The sequence below is a fragment of the Ardenticatenales bacterium genome (assembly GCA_020634515.1).
GTDB lineage: Bacteria > Chloroflexota > Anaerolineae > Promineifilales > Promineifilaceae > JAGVTM01.
Genome location: JACKBL010000004.1, coordinates 16,403 through 39,601 on the forward strand (window position 1 = coordinate 16,403; position 23,199 = coordinate 39,601).

A 23,199-nucleotide genomic window follows, 5' to 3' on the forward strand; every position below is an offset into this window, starting at 1 on the left:
TCGCACCCGTGCCCTGCCGCGCCAGCATCGTCAGTTCAGGCTCATCGCCACGGGACGTGTCTGGGCAATGATGTAGTTGAGAAAGTCAGTAACCGTGATGATGCCCACGAGCCTGTTGTGGCGCATAACGGGCAGCGCGCCGAATTTGTGCATATTTAGCATTTCGGCAACTTCGTAGATGGGCGTGTCCGCATCTACGGTCAGGGGATTGGGCGTCATGCACTCCGCGGCGGTGACGTTTTCCAACAGGGAAAGCTGCTTGCTCAATTCCACGTTGAGGACGCTGGAGTTCATCGCCAGGCGGATGTCGCGGTCCGTGATAATGCCCAAAAGTATGCCGGCGCGGTCAACAACGGGAACCTGGCGATACCCTTCGTTGTTCATCAGGGCCAGGATTTCCATCAAGGTCGTATCCGGCATAACGGTCTGCGGGTCTGGAGTCATTAAATCGACGAGCCTCATCATCAGATTCTCCTTGTCTTGTTCGCCACGGGTTGAGGGAATGGACGGAGATGAGCGAGATGGTCGGATGTCCGTGGCTGATCCCTACGGGCTGTCATCCATAGGTCGTTTTCAATAGTGTAAAGGATGGAAAAATGCCGGCACGATAGCGAATGTCACCTTCCCCACATGACGGGTATCACCACCGGGGAAGCGGGCCTACACATGGTCGCTCCGCGACTTGTCCTGCCAATGTCGTACAACCTTCGACCAAAGCAAAACGCCCCCCAACCCGCCGGGCAAGACCTTCACCTGCCGACGCTGCTCCTCCGTCAACGTCGTCTCACCCAATAGCGCCCCCGCCAGCACCGCATCCACCAGAATCGTATCCGCCAGGATAGCCGCATCCAGATTTACGCCCGTCATATCCGCCCCGGTCAAATCCGCGCCACGCAGATTGGCCCAAGACAGGCTGGCATCCACCAGACGCGCACCCTGCAAATGGCTGCCGCGCAAATCCGCCCCACGCAGCGATGCGCCTTGCAAATCCGCGCCCATCAACTCCGCCCCGGCCAGATTCACCCCGCCCAAGTCCGCTTCGCGCAACGAGGCCTGCCCCAGGTCCGCCAGCGCCAGATTCGCCAGCGTCAACAAGGCGTGCGTCAGATCGACGCGCACGAGGGATGCTTGCTTCAGCACCGCGTTTCGCAAGTCGGCGCATTGCAGCGAAGCCTGCGATAAGATGGCCAATTCCAACACGGCCTCGCGCAAATCCGCTCCATCCAGACAGGCCTGCATCAGGATCGCCCCGCTAAGATCCGCCTTGAATAAAATGGTCTCGCGCAAGATCGCGCCCGTGAGATCGGCTCCATCCAACCGGGCAAAACGCAACGTCGCTCCCGTGAGGTCCGCCCCAACCAACAAGGCTTCGCGCAAATCAGCGTGGCTTAGATTGACGCCGGCCAGGTTCCTATGGCGTAAATCAACCTGGCGCAGCCGCGCATAGGCCAGATTGGCGTCAATCAGGCTGGCAGCGTCCTCAATCTCCTGGCGGTTTAGGATAGCCATGGGTAACTCTCTGGATCAAAAAGACGAAAATGTGCGGGGGGGCTGCTCCCCAGAGGATGCCAACGCCACCTCCTCATTATGGTGAACTTTACGCCCTCTTGCCCGGCGCGAAAAGTGGAAAATGGCATCTACGGCAGGTGATGATTGTCACGACCGGCGGCAGCCACCCTCCACTTGCTTTGGACGGGCTTTATGGCACAATCTGATGATGGCCGAAAAGGTTACGCTAGTGTTGCGGTCCAAATTGCCGGCATTCTGGCTTCTCCTCCTCCTCCTTCCCGCCCTCATTCTGCCTGATCGCATCTGGAACACCCTGTTGGTCGGATTAGGCGGACTGTTCGTGGTCGCCTACATCTGGGCGCGGGCGCTGGCCGCCGGACTACGGGCGCAGCGGCAGTTGCGCTTCGGCTGGGTGGGCGTAGGGGACCGCCTGGAGGAGCAGTTTGAGCTGACGAACAATGGCTGGCTGCCGGCATTTTGGATTGAAATCCAGGACGACTCCAACGTACCGGGCTATCGAGCCGCGCGGGTGCGCAGCGTCAATGCCGGCAGCACCCAATGGCGACAAAACGCAATATGCCGGCAGCGCGGCCAATTCCGCCTCGGCCCCTGGCGACTCATCAGCGGCGACCCCTTCGGCATCTTCCGCGTCACCCACCACTTCCCCATCTCCGACGAAATCATCATCCATCCCCCCACCCACAGCCCCATCCCCATCCCCCTGCCCGCCGGCCAGAGCGACGGACGCGCCCGCGCGCGGCAACGCGCCTTGCAAGCCACCATCAACGCCGCCAGCACCCGCCCCTACCAACCCCACGACCCCTACCGCTGGATTCACTGGCCCTCCCTGGCGCACACCGGCCAACTCTACGTGCGCGAATTCGACCTGGACGCCGCCGGCGACATCTGGATTGTCGTGGACATGCAAGCCGGTAGCCACCTGGGCGAGGAAACCGACCCGCAAAGCCACCTGAACAGCACCGAAGAACACGCCATCATCATCGCCGCCACCCTGGCCGCGCGGGCCTTGCGCGAAAACCGGGGCGTGGGCATCGCCTGCTACGGACAGCAGCCGCAAATCATCCCCCCCCAACGCGGCGAAGGGCAACAGTGGCGCATTTTGCGCGCCCTCGCCCTGGCGCGCGCCGATGGCCAGGCCGACCTCGCCGCCGGGCTGCGCGACCTGGGCAAACGCCTGGGGCGCAACGGTGGCGGGATGAAATCCAGCGTCATCATCATCACCCCCAACGGGGACGCGGAGTGGCTGCCCGCCGCCGCCCAACTCACCCGGCGCGGCGCGCGCGGCGCCGTCGTCCTGCTGGACCGCCCCAGCTTTGGCGGCACAGGCAACAGCGCGGCCCTGCGCGACCTGGTGCGCCAGCTCTTCGCCGACTGCTACATCATACGGCGCGGCGACGTGCCCCTCCCCACCCTCACCGCGCCCAAACATGGCTACTGGGAGTTCAAAGTCACCCCCTCCGGCAAAGCCATTCCCATCCGCACCCCCTACGACTAACCATGATCGCCAACGCCATCATCTGGACCTGGAAGCGTCTGCGCCCCGCCGAGGGGTGGCTGGCTCTGCTGCTGCTGTGGGTCGCCATCGGCTGCCTCACGGGCGCGGTCGTGGAAGCGGATTGGGTCCCCGAAGGGCGCGTGGTCATCGCCGCCACGCTGGTGGGGTTGGCCTTTGGCGCAATCCAGGCTGGGCGACCTCTCCCCACAGCACCCGCCTGGACGCTCATCCTGCTCTATGGCCTCCTGCTCGTCACCCTCTACCTCGGTCGCCTGCTCCCTCCCTGGCGCGTCATTTTTGCGGGCTGGGAAACCTACGCCCAGTTCAACCGGCAGCAAGTCGCCCTCTTCGTAGACCGTTGGGCGGGATGGATCAAGGCCATCGCCGACGGTGGCAGCAGCCGCGAAACCATCGTCTTTGCCTTCGGCCTGGGGATGACCGCCTGGCTGCTGGCGGCCTACGCGGCCTGGAGCACCTTCCGCCAACGCCAGCCGCTGCGCGGTTTGGGGTTGGTGGGGCTGGCGCTGGCCGTCAACGGCTACTACGGAAGTGCGCCCATCTGGTACGCAGTGGTGTTCGTCACCGCCGCCACGCTGCTCACGGCAACGCTCAACTACGCCTATCTGGAACAGGATTGGGAGCAAAACCAGATCAGCTACCCGACGGGCATCCAGATAGAACTGCTGGCGGCGGCGGGCGTTGTCGCCAGCCTGCTGCTGGTGCTGGCAACAACCATCCCCAGCATTCACCTGCGCGAACTAACACGGGCGTTTCTGGAGCAGCCCGTCGTGCAGCAAACGGAAGAAACACTCAGCCGGGCCTTTGCCGGCGTGCGCCCGCCACGGGAGGATGCGGCGTTGTTTGTGGGGGCGGGCCTGTTTCCCAATGACTTCCTCATCGGCAACGCCCCCGAACTGGCGACGACGGTGGTGATGACGGCAACGGTGCGGGGAAATGTGCCGGCAGGTCTGCACTGGCGCGGCCTCAGCTACGATGTCTACAACGGGCGGGGATGGGAGGTGTCCACCGAGCGGCGCGAGAGCGTGGCGGCGCAGATGCCCATCCCCATCCCCCCCATCAGCCAATCCACCACCATCACCCAAACCGTCGCCTGGCTCTTTGTCCCACGAAGCACGCGCTACACCCTCGGCCTGCCGCGCCAGTTCGACCAACCCGTCGCCGCCTACTGGCGTGGCGCGGACGACCTCTCGCAGGTGCGCGGCGCGGGCAGCGCGCCCTACACCGCACTCTCCACGGCCAGCGCCGCCGACGAAGCGGCATGGCGGCTGGCGACGCTGGCGGCCGTCCCTCCCCTCATTTCGGGTCGCTACACGCAATTGCCGGCAAACGTGCCCGCGCGCGTGGTCCAGTTGGCACAAGAGATCACCGCCCCTTACGCCGCGCCCTACGACCAGGCGCGCGCCATTGAAACCTTCCTGCGCCAATATCCTTACACGCTGGACGTAGAATTACCTCCCACCGGGCGCGATCCGGTGGATTATTTCCTTTTCGATTTGCAACGGGGGTATTGTGACTATTACGCCTCGGCAATGGTTGTGCTGGCGCGCGCCGTGGGGCTGCCGGCACGGCTGGCGGTGGGCTACCTGGCGCAGCCACCCGACACAAGGGGCACGCAGCGTATTGTACAGCTTAACGCGCATTCCTGGGCGGAGGTGTATTTCGCCGGTTATGGCTGGCTGGAATTTGAACCGACGGCGGCGTTCTCGCGGTTTTCGCCGGCGGCCCCATCTACGCCGGACGCGGAAAGGCCGCCTGAGTTCCTGGCGACGCCCGCGCCGCTGGCGGCTCCGCCGATTCCGCCGGCGGATAGGCATGTTCCTGTGGGATGGGTGGTGGTGGGGGGGTTGGCGATGCCGGCATTCACAGCCCTGATATGGTGGTACTGGCGACGACGGCACACCGGGGCGCCGTTAGACGACGTGCAGGCAGCCTATGCGCGGCTGCTGCGCGGGGCGCGCGGGTTGGGCATGGCTCCCGCCGCCAGCCAGACACCGCTCGAATTTGCCGATGCCTTTTGCCGGCATATGCAACCTTTCGCCGACCGCCCCCGCCTGGCAGCCTGGGCGGAAACCGCACGCACGGGCGCGACGCGGCTGGCCCGCCTCTTCATGCGGCACCAATACGCCCCGCCCGCTCCCCCCGCCGCGACCGACACGGAAGCGCCGGCTATCTGGCGGCACATACGCCGCCCCTTATGGCTGCTGCGCCTCGCCCGCCGCATTCGTCCCCACCCCCCGCCACCCCCTGACTAGGGGGGTCCGATTTTCCAAATCGGACCAAAAAGGGTAGTCCGATTTTCTAAATCGGACCGTGGCTCCAGGGTATCCAATTTGTAAAAGCGGCGCACGGCCAGGGTTGTCCGATTTTCCAAATCGGACTCGGACTATGTTACAATGCGGATTTGATAGGGACATGCTTGTTTTATGGGTTTCAGCGATGCCCGCGGCTCTCGTGGCAAAAGCAGCCCCGGCATCTATTTCGCGCCTCGGCCTATTCCTCCGTCATTTTTGGGGACAATTATGCCGCTTACACACACCACGACTTTTCGCGCTCGTTTTTATGAGTGTGATGCGTATGGGCATCTGAACCACGCCACGTATTTGCGCTACATGCAGGAGGCGGCTTTTGACGCTTCGGCAGCCGCGGGATACGACATGGACTACTACGAGCAGGTGGCGCAGCAGTGGCTCATCCGCGAGACGAAAATCACCTATTTGCAACCCGTGCTGCATCAGCAATCGCTGGATGTAACCACCTGGGTGGGGGATTTTCGGCGGGTGCGGTCGCGGCGCATGTATGAGATGCGGCTGGCGGGGACGGCGCGGGTGATGGCGCGGGGGTATACGGATTGGGTGTATGTGGATTCGCGCACGTTTCGCCCGGTGATGGTCCCGGAGGAGATGATGCGCACGTTTCTGCCGGAAGGGGGAACTGCCCAGGGGGATAAGCGGGAGGCTTTCCCGCGCCCGCCCGCGCCGCCGTCGGGGGTTTTTACGCTGCGGCAGCGGGTGCTGTGGCGCGACCTGGACCCGGCACGGCATGTGAATAATGCGAATTATGTGGCGTTTACGGAAGATGCCGGCATTCAAATCCTCTACGCGCGCAACTGGTCCATTGACCGCATGACGGCGGCAGGCTTCGGCATCGTCGCCCGCGAATACCACATCGAGTATTTGCTCCCCGCCGTCCTCAACGACCAGCTAGAGATCGCCACCTGGCTCTCCGACGTGCGCCGCGCCACCGCCGTGCGCCACTACACCATCACCCGCGTCGGCGATGGCGTGCTGCTGGCGCGCGCCCGCGCCCTCTGGGTCTGGGTGGACCTGCAAACGGGGATGCCCATTCGCATTCCTGCTGACTTCGCCGCGGATTTTGCCGGCAATATCGCCACAACCTGATCCTACCGCCGCACCACAGGCACAAAAACGGCATAGGGAAGCATGGGCGGGGGGACGTCCCATGCCTGCAACAAGGCCAGCAGCGCCTGCGGTTCATTGGTGGGCGCGGTGTGGTGGGCCTGATCAAGATTGTTCAAACCGTGGCAGGAAGTGCAGACGCGAATCTCGCCCGGTTGGAAGGTGAGCCAGTACCGTTCGCGCACAACGCCGACGCCGTTTTCGTCTGTTAGCTGCCAGGTGAGGGCACGTTGTGCCGGCACAATCGCCGCCATCGACCCATCCGCCCCCAACACCACGCTCCCCGGCGGCCCATCCGGCGCGGCCAGATTCGCCGCCAGCGCCGCCGGATCGTGCAGCATCTGCGCCAGCACCCGTCGCCCCGGTCGCACCGTATCCCCGCCCCCCATCCAGCCGCGCAGCAAGTCCCCCTGGAAGAACTGCATCGTGGACACGTCGTAGATGGTCCCGTTTGCGCCGATTGTTTGTGTGTTTGTGCCGGCAATCCGCAGGTTAAACGGCTGCTGACGGTCCTGGTCATCCCGCGTCGTCACATTGCGGCTGACCACCAGCGCCAGGCTACGCGCCGCCAGGTACGCCTGAAAATCTGCCACATCCACGCCCGCCGCCGCAAAAACGGCCTGCTCTTGTGCCGGCAGCACCGCCACCAGCCGATCAGGACGCGGACGCGGGCGCACCTCCACCGGCTGCCACTCCCACAACGCCCCACTGTACGTCACCCACACATCTGGGTCCCAATAGCTAATCGTCTCGCTGATCCCCGCCGTCAACGGCGCACCCGCCCGCCACAGATCATCCCCCGCACTCACCAGCGGCTGTAGGCGAAACGCATAGCGCGACTGCGGAAAAGCGCGACTGCCCTCATTCTCATCCTCCCGCGTCTCATCCGTATGCGCCACCACAATCAGTCCATTCGACAACGGCAGCGGGTCACGGTACAGGCCAGAATGCTCTGGGCCAGGGTCCTCGCTGGCATACGCCGTATCCCGGTGCGTCACATACGTGATCTGCATCTGGTCCGCGTTCAACGTGGGCGAACCGTTCAAGGCAATCACCTGCCCGGCGGCGTGCGTGCCAAACTCCGGTGCATCCACCCCCAAATACAGGCCGGGCATCGTCACCGACTCCGCCATTTGCAGCATATTGTTTATCGGCCGGTCATTAAAGCGCGCATACTGTCCGTAATACTCCACCACGTTAGGGTCATTGTTAAAACTGCGCCCGATATAAGCGTGCAGTTCGTGCCGACCCACGTGGTTCAGCGTCTCCAACTCCGTTCCATCTTCGTTCATCTGCCAGGGAAAGAAGTGGTTGAAGCTGTGACCATCCAGGTGCGTGCCCGCCAGCAAATCGTTGCGACAGGAGCGTGGCTCCGGGAAATACTCCGTGCGCTCATCCAACATGGCCGCCCCCGCCGACTCATCCGCATAATTGAATGTGCCGTAATCCGCCCCGTAGTAGCAATCCGTGCCCGGCGTTTCGCTGTCCGCCTGCTGATCCCGCTGCAAGTGATCCCACTGTGTGAACACCACCCGGCCAAAACTGTCCAGCAGCGGCGTAAAATCGCCCGACGGGGCATGGTTGAGCAGCCGCAAATCGCCGCTCGTGGGGTCCAGGCTCCACAGTCCGCTCACTGTGGGCGCGGTCTCGTACTCGTCGAGCTGCGGGTAAAGGTGGGGCGCGCCATTGCGGGGGCGGTCACTGGTGAAAATGATGCGATCATCGCTGCCGTAAATGGGGGATACGTTATTGGCGTTTGGCGGCTGGTGTGGCACTTTGGTGATCACGGGCGTGTCCGCAAAACCCAATCCCGTGATCTCGTAAAGCTGCCAATAGTATGTCTCCACCTGATACTGCTGCGTCGGCGCGCCTACGACCATGCTAAACACGGCTTTCTGTCCATCCCAATGGACAGCCGGATCGCGCACGGCAATAGCCGCGGCTCCCTGGAACCCCTCCATGCCATATCCCGCCGTTTGCGTCAGATTCTTCAGCGCGCCATCGGGATAGCGCATCCACAGGTCGCCGCCGCGGGCGACGGATTGTAAGTCGGCGCGCTGGTTGCCAAAAACCGCGCCAATGGTGGTGTAATCGGCGGGGACGGGAACCTGGGTAACGAAGAGCAAGGGGTAAGAGAGCGTGGGGGCATCCGGTTCGACGCCGGAGGAAGAATGCCCACAGGCGACAAGCGTCACCGTCAAAAACAGCCACCACAACCAGCGCCAGCGTATCATAATCAGACTTCCAAAGATGCTATCAAGGAGAGCAGAATCAATTGCGAGCAGTATAACGCAGGCTACTGTAAAAAAGGAAGCAACCGACATAGGAAAATAGAAACAGGGGTCAGCCCGTTTCGTAACTACGTCGTAACAACGGCTGGCTATAATGCGCGAGAGTGGGCAGCAGCGGCGCGTGGCCGCGCGTTCACGCGGATGGAGTGATATGATGAATCAAGATATGGTCTCTTTTGTGCTGCGTTTTGTGCGCGAGGTGGGCGAGGACCAGCAGGCACGCTGGCGCGGCGTCATCAAGCATGTGCAGGGGGATTCGCAGGAGCATTTCACCCAGTTTGCCGAGGCGCTGACCTTCATGCAGGCGCACGTCAACGAGGTGATCCGCGAATCTTTTGTGGGATCGGCGCGTGAACAAAACGCGAATCCGCTGTTGGAAACAACGCGCCTCTGGGGCGAGTTGATGCCACAGTACACGAAGTTGATGATGGATACGATGGAAGAGGCAGTGAATAGCAACGTGGCCGTGACCCAGCAGTTGCAAAAGAACGTCGCCAGTACGCTGGCAGCCTGGGGCGTGCCCACGCGCGAGGAGCAGGAACGCACGCTGACGGCATTAGAGTCGTTGACGACGCAATTGGCGGCGCTGGATGCGAAGATGGATGAATTGGAGCAGCGGGTGCGGCAAGAATAGTCACGGATTTCACGGATGATGCGGAGTTGTCTTGCTGATAATTGGCGAGCGACGCTTCTAACCACTTTTCACGACCCAATGACAACATCTTCCCGGAAGCTGTTATCCAGGACCATCGTCCGTGACGAAGCTTCCGGGAAGATTATTTTCGAAGGAGTTTGATTATGTTCGATATGCAAAACAATCCGTTCCAGAAAAATCTGGAGATGTGGCAAGCGTTTAACAACAGCGCCGTGGAGAATATGATGGCGATGTTTGAGAAGAATTTGGCAACGTCGCAGGCGTTTCAGAATCAGGTGCAGGTGGCGGTAGAGAAGGTGGTGAACAGTCAGTTTGAGATGGTGAATGCCGGCATTCAATCCATGCAACACCAGATCGACCAGATGATGACCCTCTTATCCCCCAAAGAGTAACATCGCGGCCCTCCCCATGCTTCCCAAACCGGACGACCTCTTCAAACAATCCTTTGAGCAGTGGGAAAAGCAGACCGCGGACTTCTGGAACGCCGTCTTGCGCGACCCCGGCTTCCTGAAAAGCGCCTGGCAGGTCATGGAAATAAGCCTGAAAAGTCAGCAGGCTTTCAACCAGGCCACCCAGGCCAACCTGGAGGCGTGGCAGTTCCCCACCCGCGACCGCCAGGAACGCATCCTGCACCAGATCAATCGGCTGCAAATGATGCTCGACGACCTGGACGACCGGTTGGATACGATTCTTGAGCGCCTGGAAATGCCGGCAAACACCGGCGAAGAAAAGCAGTAGCGCACTTCCATAAAGACATGTGCGCCATTCCCGCTCATACCCATGAATGATTCCGCTGACGCCTATGCCCAATTCCTACGCCAGTGGAGCCGACTGTGGCAGACAGGTTTTGCCACCGTATGGCAATCCTATGCCCAATGGGCGGACTCCGTGCAGGCATACCAACTCGGTCAGGCGCAAGTCGGCCAAACCTCCGCCGAAGAAATATGGCGAATGGGGCGCGCCCGCCTCATTCGCTATCATCCCCTCACCGACCAACGCTACCCAATCCCCGTCTTCTGCATCCCCTCGCTCATCAATCGTTACTACATCCTGGACCTCCTGCCTGAACGCAGCCTGGTTAAACACCTCGTTTCCCTGGGGCTGGATGTGTACATGCTTGATTGGGGTCAGCCCACGCAAACGGACGAGCGTATCTCGCTTGACGACCACCTGACAATCTACCTACACCAGGCGCTCGACGCCGTCCTCGCCCACAGCGGCGCGACGCAAGCAACCTTGCTCGGCTACTGCATGGGCGGGATGTTTGCCGCCATCTATGCCGCCCTTTTTGGTGACCGCGTCGCCAATCTCATCAACCTGGCAGGCCCCATCAACTACCACGACAATGGCATTTTTTCCCTGCTCACCCGTGCCGACTGGTTCGACCCCGACAAACTCGTGGACGCCTATGGCAACGTCCCCGCCGCCCTACTCTGCGCCACCTTCCAGATGCTGCGCCCCACCAGCCACCTCCTGCGCGCCCTCTACCTCTACAACCAGATGGACGACGCGGACTATGTGCGCAGCTTTGCGGCCATGCAAATGTGGATTTTCGATCAGGTTGATTTTCCCGGGCAGGCATTTCGCCGTTACGTAAGAGCTTTGTACCAGGAAAACCAACTCGTCCACTTCAATTTCACCATCCATGACCAGCGCGTCGATCTGGGGCGAATTAGCTGCCCCGTGCTAACCATTGCCTCGGAACATGACGAAACCGCCCCCGCCCACTCCGTCGCTATTCTCAACGACCTCGTCAGCAGCAGTGACCAGCAATTGTTGATGCTAAAAGGACCGCACGTGGGCATGGTCGCCGGGCGCGGCGCACCCAAACACCTCTGGCCGCCGCTGGGCGACTGGCTGGTCGCCCACAGCCGTCTGTAGCACCGATTTCTCGCGGCAGCCCGCCAACCGTCAACGGACCTACTCACATCTCTCAAGGAATTCCCATGCCGGCAAACTTCACCCAGGCCTTGTGGCAAGATTGGAACGCTTACCAACGGCGCACAGCGGTGCGCGGGCTGCGCTGGCTGCAAGTGCAGACCAGGCCGCCGCAAATGGCGGAGTTGCAATTGGGTCCCACCCCCGCCGAAACGGAATACACGGTAAACAAAAGCCGTCTGCTGCGCTACATCAACCCCAAGCGCAACCCAGACCTGGGCCGACCGCTTCTTTTGGTCCCCTCCATCATCAACAAGCACTACATCATGGACTTGCAGCCGGGGCGCAGCATGGTCGCTTATCTGCTGGAGGAAGGATTTGATGTATGGGTGGTGGATTGGGGCGCGCCCGGCCCGGAAGACCGCTTCGACACCTTCGATGATTACATTGTCACCTATTTGCGGCGGCTGGTGCGGCGGGTGCGGCGGGCAACGGGTGGTCAGACAGTTTCGCTGTTGGGGTACTGCATTGGCGGCATCTTCACCACGATTTACGCGGCCCTGTTCCCACAAGACATCGGCAACCTGATCAACCTGGCCGGTCCGATTGATTTCAGCGATGACGGATTGCTGTGCGCCTGGACGCGCCCCGACCACTTCCGCCCGGATGCCATCGTAGATGCCTATGGCAATATGCCCGGATGGTTAATGAACAGCGCCTTCAATAACGCGATCCCGGGTAATGCTTTGCGGCAGTCATTGAGCTTGTGGGAGCGGTTGGATGATGAGACGCGGCTGCAAGAATATCTAGGGCTACAGTTCTGGCTGCGGGACGAGGTGGATTTTCCCGGCGCGGCGTATCGCAAGTACGTCAAGGCGCTCTATCAAGAAAACAGGTTGGCGCAAGGGCGATTGGAGATTGCCGGCATTCCCGTCAACCTCGCCGCCATCACCGCACCCCTCCTAAACATCACCGCCACCTACGACCACATCGCCCCCTCTCCATCCGTCCTCGCTTTAAACGACCTCGTCAGCAGTACGGACCAGGAGACGTTGGTGATCCGGGGCGGGCACATTGGCATCGTTGCCGGCAAGAACGCCAAACAAAACCTCTGGCCCCAACTCGCCAACTGGTTGCGCCCGCGCAGCGGCTAATGCCGGCACAAGAGCGCCCACTCAATCCGCCGCGGCCACCGCCTCCGCCAGCAGCCCCTCCAGCCAGACGCCCCCCTCCATAATGCGATCCTTCCAGCCCGGCAGCAGCGCATCCAGCAAAAACGCCTGCGCCATGCCACTGTAGTAAAAGCGCGTATCCCCCTGGTTCGCCTGTCGCCGCAGCGTGCTGATAGCCCGGCGCCACTGGCCGTCAAAATCACCATAGCCATAAAAATCCGCATCCAACGCCACCAACTCCGGCAGCGGCGCATAATCGGACTGGCTCGCCTGCCGCCATGTCGCCAGTTCCACGTACAACGCCATCCCCTCCAACCACTCCCGTTGCCGCTCGTAAATCTCGCCGGCTGCGGGCAACCCACGCTGCAAGCGGCGATGGTCCCGCTGCGCCAGAAAACGGCGCACCAGTTCCGTCCTATCCGCCGGGGAATCCGCCTCCAGCGCCGCCGCCAACAGCGACAACTCCTGGCGCCAATCATCCGTGAACAGGGGATCGTTCCACGGATAGCGGCTCGCGTACGATTGCTGCGCCGTTTCCGCATTATCCAGCCGCTCCGGCGCTACCTGCCCCTGGTAGGCGTGGAAGGTTTCGTGCGCGACTTTGGCGATGTACCCTTCCGTATGGCCGATGAGGGGCGGGATGAGCCAGGCATAGGGCAACGCCTGATCGAGCGGCGCGGGCAATTCCGCCTGCGTCTGCTGGCGCAGGGCAATCTCCAACCATTCCTTCGTTTGCAGGCTGGCGACCCACACCTCCCCCACGCGCACCGTAAACGCCTGCGGCGTGATGCCGTTTGTCAGTTCTTGGCGATAGTAGGGCCGCCCCAGGAACGTGTCGCCGGGAACCATCTCCCAGGGGCCGCCGCGCGGCCGGTTTTGCGGCATTTGCAGCCAACCGACGGCGGGATCGTCTAACCCAAGCAGAAAGGCGTACGATTCGTTGTAGGCGATCACGGGGATGTCGGCCTGCCCCCATCCCGGCCAGACGGATTCTCCCACGGTCTGGCGCAGATGGAAGAGTTCGGCCAGGCGCGCCTTTTCCGCCGGGCTGAGGCGGTCGGAGATGGCGGATTGGTTGGGGAGGCGGCGGGTGTTGAGGGTGAAGAAAATGCCGGCACTCACCACCACCACCAGCACGCCCACCAGCACACGAACGATGATCCCAGGCAAGCGTTTCATGAGGGTTCCTCCTCATCACGGCGGGGAATGATACCGCGCTTTGTCGTTACTGTAGCCGCGAACCATCCCCCTCCGCGATACCTAAGGGTTCGTTCGAGAATTACTTTGGGTTTTCCCACAAGTAAGAACCCTTCCAGCGCATCCGTCATTTCAAAATCTATTAACGGATGCGCCCTAACCGCTGTCGCAACGCCAGCGCCACCGCTTCCGTACGGCTACCCACCCCCAGTTTAGACAGAATACTGCTAACGTGAAATTTGGCCGTGGAGCGACTGACGAACAGCCGATCGGCAATTTCCGGATTACTCAAGCCCTGCACCATCAACGCCAGCACCTCCTGCTCGCGCGGCGTCAGATCGTACCGGGTGGGCGGTGATTGCGCCGCGTGAATCAGCGCCTCCGTCGCCTCCGGGGCCAGGGTGGACTGCCCCATGAACGCATCGCGGATCGCATCTGCCAGCGCCGCGGCGGAAATGTTCTTCAACAGGTAGCTGATAGCGCCCGCTTGCAGCGCCCCCTGCACCAGTTTCTCCTCGCGGAAACTGGTGAGGGCGATCACCTTCACGCGCGGGTTGCTCTGCCGTATCGCCTTCGTCGCCGCCGCGCCATCCATTCCCGGCATAACCAGGTCCATAAGCACCACGTCCGGGTGACATTGGGCGCACAAGTCCACGGCCTCCGCGCCGCTGCTGGCTTCTCCCACCAGTTCCAGATCGTCGAAGGCCAGCAGAAAGGCGGTCAGGCCGCTGCGAACGACGGCATGATCATCCACAATCATCACGCGAATGGGGCGAGGTGGGTTCATGATGCGTTCCTCAGGGGGCAACGTCAGGGATGGGCCAGACGACGGTGACTTGCGTGCCTTCGTTGATCCCGCTTTCGATGGTGAGGGTGGCCCCGATTTTGCCGGCACGCTCGCGCATAATGCCCAACCCCATGGAATTCACGGGCACAACCTCCGGGTTAAAACCACGCCCATCGTCCCGAATCGTGAGGAGAACCCGCTCCGGCTGATAATGCAGCCAGATTTGCACCTGGTCCGCCGCCGCGTGCCGGGCAATGTTGTGCAGCGATTCCTGGGCAATACGATAGAGAGCGACGCGGATTTCCGCCGGCAAATCCCCTCGCCCCACCACCTGCACCTCAATCGGCAGCCGCGCCCGGCCAATAATCGCCTCCGCCAACTGTCGCAGCAAATCGTCGAGACTGATTTCCATCAGGCTGGCCGGGCGCAGTTCCAACAGCAGCGTGCGCATTTCCGCCAGCGCGCCGCGCGTCAGTTCCCGCAGTTCCGCCAACCGCTGCCTCGCCTGCTCCGGGCTGCGCTCCCAAAGGCGCGGCAGCACATCCGCAATCAGGCTGGCGGAAAACAACGTCTGCGTCACGGCGTCGTGCAGTTCCCGCGCCAGCCGGTTGCGCTCCTCCGCCGCCGCCGCATACTGCGCCCGTTCATACAACCGCGCATTTTCAATCGCCAGCGCCGCCCGCTGCGCCAGGCTCATGAAAAGGCGCTGATCCTCTTCGCTAAAGGTGCGCGGCTCCAGGTAATCTACGTTGTAGACGCCGTAGACCTGTTCACCAATTTTGATCGGCACGTGCATGAAGGCGCGAATCCCTTCCGGGTCGGTGATGCGGCGGGCCACCCGCGCATCCACCAGCGCATCCTCGACGACAGCGGGAATGCCGGTGATGGCGACGACGCCCGCCAGACTCTTTTCCGGCGTGAGCAGTTCGGTTGCCAGCGTTTCCGGGCTGAAGCCATAGGCGGCGCGCACCGCCAGCCGCTGCCGCGTGCCGTCCCACACCATGACCACGCTTTTGTCCGCTTGCAGCAAGTCCACGGCCACAACCGTCAGCGTTTGCAGCACTTCGTCCAGGTCCAGGTGACGATACAGCTCCTCGTCGGCGCGGTAGAGGGCCTCAAGCTGCTGCGTGCGCTGGTTGATCTCTTGGTTGCGGGCAAACATGCGCCGCTGCAAGGCCTGGTAGGCGTCCTGTAAATGCTTGTGCGCCTGCCGCTGCCGCGTCAGTTCCGCTTGCAGCGCGGCGGTACGCTGTTGCACGTATGGCTCCAGGTCGGTGGGTGACGGTGGCGAAACAGAAGAAGGGGGACGTTCGGAGGGTGTCACAGTGGTTCCCGCGAGAAAGGGGTAAAGTGGGGCAAATGCGCCTTATTAAGTGTAACCGTGCCGGCATTTTTTCACCAGTGAGAAACAGCACCTCGGGTCAAGATGAAAGTCAGCGAATGACTATCAGCCTCAGGGAGACATGTACCCAAAACCTTCGCGGAAGCTCCGTTTCCGGCCAAGCGCGCCTCATCGTTCACGTCATTTAGCACCCAAACCACTTCCGGGAAGGGGGTCATCAATGGAGCGTCACCGCGCCCGGCCCGTTCCACTGGCGGCAACACGGCGTTAACAGTAAACTTCCAGGATGTGACAAGAGGCGGGACGCATTCACGCGCAACTCCACCCGCCCGCAAAGGCAGGAAGGTGCTGGATGGAAAAACAACCGTGGTGGCGCGGGAGCCGAGGGGAGTGGTACGTGGTGGCGCAGTTTGCCCTGTTCGGCGTGGTGCTGGCGGGGCCGTGGTTGTGGCCGATGGGCGGCTGGCGACCATTGGCGGCTGTCGGCGGGCGCATCGTGGGGCTGCTGGTGGGTTTCATCGGGGGCACTTTTATTGCTGCCGGCATCGTCACCCTGGGACGCAACCTTTCCGCCCTGCCCCACCCCAAAGAAGACGCCAATCTCGTCGTCAGCGGCGCGTATAACCTGGTGCGCCACCCCATTTACAGCGGCATCATTCTTGGCTCACTCGGATGGGGGCTGCTCTGGAACAGCTTGTTCACCGTGGGGCTGGCGCTGCTGCTCTTCCTATTCTTTGACGTGAAATCCCGCCGCGAAGAAAAATGGCTGCGGCGCAAGTTTCCCGGCTACGCCGCCTACCAGCAGCGGGTACACAAACTGATTCCCTTCATCTACTGATCCCCGGTACGGGGCACAATCATTGAGGTATTGCATGAAATTCAAATCAACATTTACCCTTCTCACGCTTCTTCTGCTGGCTTTCCTCGTCGCCTGCGGGGGGCAAGCCGCGCCCGCTGCCGTGGACACAGCCCCCGCCGCCGCGGGCAGCCTGGACCTGGCGGACACCGTAGACGTGCAAACGGTGTCCCAAATCAAGGACCGGTCCGACGTGGTGGTATTGGACGTGCGCGAGCAGTGGGAGTATGACGAGCAGCACATCCCCGGCGTGACGCTGATCCCCATGGGCGAGGTTCCCAACCGCCTCAGCGAAATCCCCACGGATAAGACCGTCATCGTCACCTGCCGTAGCGGCAACCGCAGCGGCCAGGTGACGGACTATCTGCGCCAGGCAGGCTACACGGACGTGCATAACATGGCCGGGGGCATTCTTGCCTGGCAGCAAGCGGGCTATTCCGTCGAACCATGAGCCGCGCGGCGGCGCGTTCCAACTTGCCTGAAAAACCGGTCTAGCATGCCCATAAAATGGGTCGATTTTCCCAGTGCGAAATAGTTGACGCATTTTTATGAACATGCTATACTTTATTTGGCTCCCCCCCCCGGAGGTGGTGCCTTAAGCGCCCGCTTAAGGCCCACCTCATTTTTTTTGCCCAAATACGGAAGATTCCGGTTTTGGGCGAGAATTCGGATTCTGGAAAGTGATGATTGACACCCAACTCGTGATGGACGGCCCTGCTTTTCAGCGTGCCGGCATTCTCCACCGCGTCCACCAACCTCCCACAACAGGTCCCCATCCTACCGTCGTCATGCTGCATGGTCGTGCCGGCAACGAAGATGTGATGTGGGTCTTTGCCCGCGCCCTGCCGCCGGGCTGGCTGCTCGTCGCGCCCCGCGCCATCAAACCGGACGAGGGCGGATATGCCTGGCATCCGCGCCTGCCACACGTCTGGCCGTCGCTGGCGCAGTTTGACGCCGCCGTGGCCGTGGTAGCGCATCTGATCCGCGCCCTGCCGGCACTGTACAATGCCGACCCGCGCCGTCTCTACCTGATGGGATTCAGCCAGGGGGCGGCGCTCAGCTACGCGGTCGCCATGCGCCATCCCCCGCTGGTGCGGGGAGTGGCCGGATTGGTCGGATTCGCGCCGACGAATGCGGAGGAGGCCATGGCGCGGCAGGCGTTGGCCGGGCTGCCTGTGTTTATGGCGGTGGGGCGGCAGGATGACAAGATTCCGTATGAGCGGGCGCAAGCGTGCGCTACGATCTTGCGGGGAGCAGGAGCGGATTTGACGTGTCGGGAGTATGCGGGGGGGCATAAAATGCCGGCACAAGGCATGCGTGATCTAACAACCTGGTGGCAAACAATCGCCTTACGCGCACCTACGCCAAACCCGCCAGCCGCGGCAGACAGTAGTGAAGACGATCAGAGGTAGCGTGTTTGCCCGCTATTCCAGTGGGTCCCGCTACCTCATCGTAGTAAGAGCGCCTTGTGCCAATTGTTGACGCAAAACAGCATCGTCAACCAGGCAGGTAGCGGCAGCAACCAACACGCTTCCTTTTCCTTTACCTCTCCCTTTCCTGTGGGATTTCCGTATAATGTAGCCATTCAGCCACCCATCCTCGCAACGCAGCCTTGTCTTGCTATGCCGGCAGGAGAATCCCATGACCATCATCCCCTTTGACTCCCAACCTGACGCATCAGGCTGCGTCACACACCTGGAAATCAGCCTGCCCCAGGCCGTTTTGAGCCAGATGACGCTGCGACGTCACGGCAGCAACCTGTACACACTACCCGCCACCCACCACAGCCTATTCGCCATACGCTTCGTCCGCTTCAGCCTTATTGATGGCAAAGCCGTTAAAGACACGCCCCCTACCGTGCTGCAATACAGCGGGCAAAACGCCGCCCTCCCAACCTACCATACCACCCCCACGGGCGACCTCCTCATTCAATACACCCAACTGGCCCCCGAACTGATAATACAACCCGGCAACATCCCTTATGGGCCAATCAGCGTCACCCTGCGCCTATCCGCCCCGCAGGGCCTGGACGCAGGCTGGATTGACCTGGACCTATCCTTCACCTATCCCAGCCCCATCCCGCGGCAATCGGCGCAGGAAGCGTGGGAGACGCGCATTATTTGCCCCTGGTTGCAGTTCCATAACGACGAAATGACCATTCCCGACCGGGAATACTATCTGCTCAATCCCAATGGACAGACGGGAGGCTTCGTGCAGTTAGCACAGGGAATGGAATGGCAACCCGGATACGCCGACTTCTGGCCGCAATACCCACTCGTAGCCCAGTTTGTGGCCCTCTACCAATTAGCACGAGATACCGCCGCCGGTCGAAATGTGGCCCAGGGGATTGCCGTATCCGGGACAGATGAATTGGGTCATGAAAAGCATTTTTACGACAACAAAACCTACCCTTTTGACACTTCCACGCAAACGACCTTTGCCCTGGACACCGTTTTCCCCATGCACTTCCGGCAAGGGCAGTTTGTACGCCCGGAATCCTACACGCTTTCCGGCGGCGCGGCGGATGGTGGCTTTTCCGGGGCGCAGTTTCAGGTCCGACTGCGCGCTTTCCGCCGCGAAGCGGAAACAGCAGACGCACCCGTGGATTGGTTCGACGTGGCGAACCTGTACCGCGAATGGCTGCGCGCCCGTCGGCCCCGTTTCTACCGCCGCCCCGAAGAGCGCGCGGCGGATGCGCCGCTGGACGGAATGCACCCCTATACGATTGCCATCAACTATTCGCTTGATGGCCCCATTGGTCGCTACGATGGTCCGCCGGCCTTACGCCATTGGCTGGAAATGCACCCCCTGGACACGCCGCCCAACATGCCCAACAACCCGAATGAAACGCTGCCGAACCTGCTGCGCCGTCTGAAACAACAGCTCAACCAGGGGCAAATCAAGCTGGAGGCGCAAATATGGGGTTTTGAGATGGGCGGATTCTATCGTTTTCTGGGCGGCTACCCCCCCATCAGCGACGTTTTCCCGGAGACACCTTACACGTTCCGCCAGGTGATGGATCGGCTCTTGCTAGAGGGCATTTATCCCCTGGTCACCAGTGGTCCGTGTGATATTCAATGGAATCGCGGTCGGTATCGCGGCCATCTACGCCAGACCGGGCCGGATACCTGGGAACCGTTTATCACGCAGCCATTTCCGACGCAGTTGACGGCCCACACGTGCGCCGTCACCAGCACACCGGAGAATAACCGTGTGTTCCAGATTGATGCTGGCTGCGATCCGTTGACCGCGGCGGCGGACGCAGCGCGGAAGGTGTATCTGAATGGGAATACGCTGGAACACGTCGGGGTCAGTGACAGCAAGTTCTATGATTTTCGTAATGTGGCGCTATGCCCGACGCCGGGTCTGGAGCAGTTATATGCGCAGGATTGGGTGCATACGCGCCTGTTGCATCATGGCTTCCGCCTGCTGGAGTTTATGCTGCATCCGTATTGGCATTCTCTCTGCTACAACGTGGCGCATCAGCATATGGCGGACAGCGTTGTGGGGTTGCCGTTTGACAATGTGGTAGGGTTTGGCCCCTGGTATGCGCGGCGACTGCAACAGTTGTTGGCGCGTGTGTGGGAGATAGGGTTGGGCGCCGGCATTTCCTCCTTCACCATCACCAACGAACATTTGCCGCCTGAGCATATGGTCCCTTATTTTACGGATTGGTACGACCATGAGGCCTCCACTATCAAGGTGTTTCAGGGGGATACACGCTCGCTGCCGCTGCGAACAACCTCTATTGAGCGGCTGGCGCAACGCCCGGTTCCTTTCTGGCAGCACATCTATTCGGAGATGATTACGGCAAAGATGAACATGGTCGATGCCGGCACATACAACCACCCCGGCTACCTGGAAAAAACCCGGCACGCCGTCCCGCCCGCCTACATGCTCGCCGCCGCGCGCGACGACGACACCGCCGCCAGCCTGAACTTCGAGATCTGGCGGCAGCAGTGCGAAGAGTATTTCGCCGCCAATTTCGCCATCCTGGAACACGGCATGGCTCCCGTTGGCTACCCCACAAACTCGGGCACAACCTACACCTACAAACGCGGCGTGCAAGACGTCTTCAACTTGCGCGCGCGCCTGTTTCGCTTTGCCGCCGCCGCCGTACGCGGTGAGCGCATCCTGGTCCCCGCCGCCTGGATTGAGGCCATGGTAGATGAACAAGGAAACTGGATCACGCCTGTTTTTAACCAGGAACTATTGCATATGGCTGATCGCGCGGTGCAATTTCAACAGCGATTCCAGACCTTCTTCCGCCGCGGTTTCATGTTGGGCACACCCCATCTTCTCAGCGGCAACAAAAGCCTGTGGGCATGGTATGTGAAGCGACGGCAATTTGTGGACGTCCCTCCGCTGGTAGAGGCGATTTACCCCGGAGCAGATGCCCAAACGACCATGAGCATCTTCGACGCTATCTCGCGTGGCATTGATGCGGAACATATTCAGCCATTGGGCGTACCGCACGCTCCAGGAGACACAACGAACGCCGTAAAGATCGCCACAGACCAGATTCAGCATATGGTCTGGCAAACGGACGACGGCCCCTGGCAGGAGTTGCTATATGCCTTTGCCAACGCCGGCAACCGCGCCGCCACGGTTGAGGTCGCTTTTAGCCGCGGCCTGGGGGAACGCGACTGGCGGGGAACTATCGTCTCTTATGCCGCGGCAGGCGTGAGCGAAAGCCTGCTGCCCCAGGTCACACGCGGGCAAACGGTAACGCTGTCCATCCCCCCCCGTTCGCTCGTGGGCATTCACCTTACCCCGCTCGCGCCACCACCGCCGCGCCTTACGGGGCTACTGGAAGCGATTGGCAATGGCGGTATTGCTTCCGGCCATGCCGTTGCTGAAGCCGGAGGTGGAGAACGGCTGACGGTGCATTTTTATGTGGATGGGGCGGAGGGGGTAGGAACTTTTGCCGGCACAACCATCGCCAACCTGTTCAACGCCCACCGCTTTCTCTTCGTCATCCCGGACGTCTTCCGCGATGGTCGCCCCCACACGCTGTTTGCTTACGCACAAAATGCCGGCAACGGCGACCTCTTCCTCCTCCCCGGCGCGCCCCGCCTGTTTGAAATCCAGATGGGCGCGCAACCACCCGCCGGCTGGATAGACGGCATCGTCGAAGAAGGTCTGCTCGTCGGTTGGTGCCTGGACCCCGACGCACCCACAGAACCCGTTTTTGTGGACATCTACATAGATCACGTTGGTCCTGGCACATATCCTGTGGCCCGCGTCACCGCCAATCAGCATCGTACCATCCTCACCTTCCCCGGCGACCATCACGGCTTCAGCTTTTCCATCCCCCTCGCCTACCGCGATGGGCAGGCACACCTCTTATACGCCTATGGCATTGATCTGGAACGAGGAGACCCACATGAGCCGGACAGCTTCAACCACACCCTTCTCACAGGCGCAGCCGTGCCGTTTCAACTCACGGCCGCCCTCAGTGGCGAACTGGTGAGTATCCTCAACGGAGGCTTGGCGGATGGCTATGCCAGCGATCCCGCCGCGCCCGCAACCAACCTGGCGGTTCGATTCTACGTGGACGGCCCCATGGCCACCGGCGAATGGGTGGGTAGCATGACGGCGGACCTCTTCGCCACCCACCGTTTCCTTTTCATCATCCCCGACACCTACCGCGATGGGCAGCCCCATACCCTCTACGCCTACGCCCAGGACGCGCAAGAAACGTGGCATCTGCTGCCCGGTTCCGCCCTCCCTTTTACCATCCAGATGGGCGCGCAGCCGCCTGTGGGATGGGTAGATGGCGTAGAACAGGATGGTGTGGTGCGGGGCTGGTGTCTGGACCCGGATGCGCCAGAAACGCCCGTGTATGTGGACATCTACATCGACGACGTAGGCCCCGGCTCGCAGGTAGTTGCCCGTCTTACGACCGACGAGTATGGTCCCATCCTCACGTTTGCCGGCAACTACCATCGCTTCTCCTTCCCCCTACCCACGCGCTATTGGGACGGCCAACCCCACAACCTGTACGCCTTCGGTATCGACCTGGAACTAGACGACCCGCACAATCCTCCGGGTGACAACAACACGTTGTTGAACCCCGCACCCGTCTCTTTCCGCCTGCCGTTCACCCCCCGTTCGCTGCCAATAACCGCCCTGAAAGGCGTCAACAGCAGTTGGCAGGCGCGGCTGGCGCAATATGCCGTCCACAACCTGGATAGTCTGGCGCGGCTTTCCGACACTGACCTGTCGGCGATGGTCGTCGCGGAAAATTCGTTGCAGCCTATTGAGTTCTACATCAAAACTCGCCTGGCCTTGAGCGCCGCGCCAGACGTGCCCCCATCACTCGCCGACAACAAGACACTGTATGATTTAGCCAGCTTGAGCGCGGCGGCGCTGCAAACCCTTATCGGCCCTGACGACATCTCCCTGGCCGACAGCCAGGCGTTGTCCACGCTGCTGGCGCAGTTCTGCACCGCCCTGGACACAACCTGGCTGCGGCAGCTTACGTTGGGTCAGTTGCTGGGACGAATGTAACGCCTAACGCTCTCTGGAGATGGGACCAATTTCAACAGAGAAAATG

18 protein-coding genes are annotated in these 23,199 nt (G+C 61.5%); 12 read left to right on the forward strand and 6 right to left on the reverse strand.

Going from position 1 to position 23,199, the window contains the following annotated elements:
• Positions 1 to 30 precede the first annotated feature (30 nt).
• Entirely contained in the window at positions 31 to 465 is a 435-nt protein-coding gene (locus H6650_11810) for a CBS domain-containing protein (GenBank protein ID MCB8952690.1), read from the reverse strand.
• Positions 466 to 660: 195 nt separating this feature from the next.
• Positions 661 to 1,509 (reverse strand): pentapeptide repeat-containing protein, encoded by an 849-nt coding sequence (locus tag H6650_11815; protein MCB8952691.1) that lies wholly within the window; start codon positions 1,507 to 1,509, stop codon positions 661 to 663.
• 229 nt (positions 1,510 to 1,738) lie between these two features.
• Here H6650_11815 and H6650_11820 point away from each other — a divergent pair, with 229 nt between their 5' ends.
• From H6650_11820 to H6650_11830, 3 genes are all read left to right on the forward strand, one after another.
• The gene (locus tag H6650_11820; protein MCB8952692.1) at positions 1,739 to 3,025 is read left to right on the forward strand and encodes a DUF58 domain-containing protein; all 1,287 of its coding nucleotides are present in this window, start codon (positions 1,739 to 1,741) and stop codon (positions 3,023 to 3,025) included.
• 2 nt (positions 3,026 to 3,027) lie between these two features.
• Positions 3,028 to 5,298 carry a transglutaminase domain-containing protein gene (locus tag H6650_11825; protein ID MCB8952693.1) on the forward strand — a complete coding sequence of 757 codons (2,271 nt, stop codon included), beginning with the start codon at positions 3,028 to 3,030 and terminating at the stop codon, positions 5,296 to 5,298.
• A gap of 267 nt (positions 5,299 to 5,565) precedes the next feature.
• Positions 5,566 to 6,444, forward strand: coding sequence for an acyl-CoA thioesterase (locus H6650_11830; GenBank protein MCB8952694.1), 879 nt, complete (start codon positions 5,566 to 5,568; stop codon positions 6,442 to 6,444).
• A 2-nt stretch (positions 6,445 to 6,446) separates the two neighbouring features.
• Here the strand turns inward: H6650_11830 and H6650_11835 are convergent, their stop codons facing one another.
• Positions 6,447 to 8,696 (reverse strand): hypothetical protein, encoded by a 2,250-nt coding sequence (locus H6650_11835; protein MCB8952695.1) that lies wholly within the window; start codon positions 8,694 to 8,696, stop codon positions 6,447 to 6,449.
• Between the two features lie 208 nt (positions 8,697 to 8,904).
• Here H6650_11835 and H6650_11840 point away from each other — a divergent pair, with 208 nt between their 5' ends.
• From H6650_11840 to H6650_11860, 5 genes are all read left to right on the forward strand, one after another.
• Positions 8,905 to 9,387: a hypothetical protein gene (locus H6650_11840; GenBank protein ID MCB8952696.1), complete on the forward strand. Its 483-nt coding sequence runs from the start codon at positions 8,905 to 8,907 to the stop codon at positions 9,385 to 9,387.
• Between the two features lie 164 nt (positions 9,388 to 9,551).
• The gene (locus H6650_11845) at positions 9,552 to 9,800 is read left to right on the forward strand and encodes a hypothetical protein (protein ID MCB8952697.1); all 249 of its coding nucleotides are present in this window, start codon (positions 9,552 to 9,554) and stop codon (positions 9,798 to 9,800) included.
• A 16-nt stretch (positions 9,801 to 9,816) separates the two neighbouring features.
• Positions 9,817 to 10,146, forward strand: coding sequence for a hypothetical protein (locus H6650_11850; GenBank protein ID MCB8952698.1), 330 nt, complete (start codon positions 9,817 to 9,819; stop codon positions 10,144 to 10,146).
• Positions 10,147 to 10,188: 42 nt separating this feature from the next.
• Positions 10,189 to 11,289: an alpha/beta fold hydrolase gene (locus H6650_11855; GenBank protein MCB8952699.1), complete on the forward strand. Its 1,101-nt coding sequence runs from the start codon at positions 10,189 to 10,191 to the stop codon at positions 11,287 to 11,289.
• A 65-nt stretch (positions 11,290 to 11,354) separates the two neighbouring features.
• Positions 11,355 to 12,440 (forward strand): alpha/beta fold hydrolase, encoded by a 1,086-nt coding sequence (locus H6650_11860; protein ID MCB8952700.1) that lies wholly within the window; start codon positions 11,355 to 11,357, stop codon positions 12,438 to 12,440.
• 21 nt (positions 12,441 to 12,461) lie between these two features.
• On the opposite strand, the gene H6650_11865 is transcribed toward H6650_11860, so the two are convergent.
• The 3 genes from H6650_11865 to H6650_11875 all read right to left on the reverse strand — a co-directional run bounded on the left by H6650_11865 (position 12,462) and on the right by H6650_11875 (position 15,766).
• The gene (locus H6650_11865; protein MCB8952701.1) at positions 12,462 to 13,637 is read right to left on the reverse strand and encodes a hypothetical protein; all 1,176 of its coding nucleotides are present in this window, start codon (positions 13,635 to 13,637) and stop codon (positions 12,462 to 12,464) included.
• 160 nt (positions 13,638 to 13,797) lie between these two features.
• A complete protein-coding gene (locus H6650_11870) occupies positions 13,798 to 14,415 on the reverse strand; it encodes a response regulator transcription factor (GenBank protein ID MCB8952702.1) in 618 nt (205 codons plus the stop codon).
• 37 nt (positions 14,416 to 14,452) lie between these two features.
• Positions 14,453 to 15,766: a GAF domain-containing sensor histidine kinase gene (locus H6650_11875; protein MCB8952703.1), complete on the reverse strand. Its 1,314-nt coding sequence runs from the start codon at positions 15,764 to 15,766 to the stop codon at positions 14,453 to 14,455.
• A gap of 370 nt (positions 15,767 to 16,136) precedes the next feature.
• On the opposite strand from H6650_11875, the gene H6650_11880 reads away from it, so the two are divergent.
• The 4 genes from H6650_11880 (at position 16,137) to H6650_11895 (ending at position 23,153) form a co-directional block, all read left to right on the forward strand.
• A complete protein-coding gene (locus H6650_11880; protein ID MCB8952704.1) occupies positions 16,137 to 16,622 on the forward strand; it encodes an isoprenylcysteine carboxylmethyltransferase family protein in 486 nt (161 codons plus the stop codon).
• A gap of 34 nt (positions 16,623 to 16,656) precedes the next feature.
• The gene (locus H6650_11885) at positions 16,657 to 17,091 is read left to right on the forward strand and encodes a rhodanese-like domain-containing protein (GenBank protein MCB8952705.1); all 435 of its coding nucleotides are present in this window, start codon (positions 16,657 to 16,659) and stop codon (positions 17,089 to 17,091) included.
• A gap of 232 nt (positions 17,092 to 17,323) precedes the next feature.
• The gene (locus H6650_11890) at positions 17,324 to 18,052 is read left to right on the forward strand and encodes an alpha/beta fold hydrolase (GenBank protein MCB8952706.1); all 729 of its coding nucleotides are present in this window, start codon (positions 17,324 to 17,326) and stop codon (positions 18,050 to 18,052) included.
• A 229-nt stretch (positions 18,053 to 18,281) separates the two neighbouring features.
• The gene (locus tag H6650_11895) at positions 18,282 to 23,153 is read left to right on the forward strand and encodes a hypothetical protein (protein MCB8952707.1); all 4,872 of its coding nucleotides are present in this window, start codon (positions 18,282 to 18,284) and stop codon (positions 23,151 to 23,153) included.
• Positions 23,154 to 23,199: the final 46 nt, after the last annotated feature.